Source organism: Bradyrhizobium pachyrhizi, from assembly GCF_001189245.1.
Classification (GTDB): domain Bacteria; phylum Pseudomonadota; class Alphaproteobacteria; order Rhizobiales; family Xanthobacteraceae; genus Bradyrhizobium; species Bradyrhizobium pachyrhizi.
The window spans coordinates 58,567-58,939 of sequence record NZ_LFIQ01000094.1 but is presented as its reverse complement, the minus strand read 5'-3'; the positions used below and the strand labels follow the sequence as shown (position 1 = coordinate 58,939).

Below are 373 nucleotides of genomic sequence, written 5' to 3'. Positions count from 1 at the left end.
GGCGCTGTATTTCCTCACGTTGGCGGCGACCGTCGTATTTGTCGTATTTCCTTTTGCCGGGCGGAGCGATCCGCTTGGTGAGAGGGTCAATGCGCTCAAATGGGTTTCGGACTTTATCCGAGCGCTGAGTGGCTTCCTGCCTTCGTGGGCATCCCAATGGCTTGCCTCTTATGCGCAGTATCCCGGGACGTTCCTGATCCTGGTGAGTATCATTGGAGCGTTGATCGTCGGCGGTAGGCGCGTTGCTTCGGCGATCGACGACCGAATGACCGCGCTCTGGCGCAAAGCGTTCGCCGGAAAGCTTCCAGCGCCGAAGGTGGCTCCAAGCTCCACGCCAGCAAGGCGTGAACGCGTCCTGATGGGAGTCCGTTCG

Annotated in this window: 1 pseudogene; it reads left to right on the top strand. The window is 60.1% G+C overall.

Going from position 1 to position 373, the window contains the following annotated elements:
* Nucleotides 1-373: pseudogene (locus AKL29_RS43725) on the top strand (hypothetical protein); the annotation flags it as partial.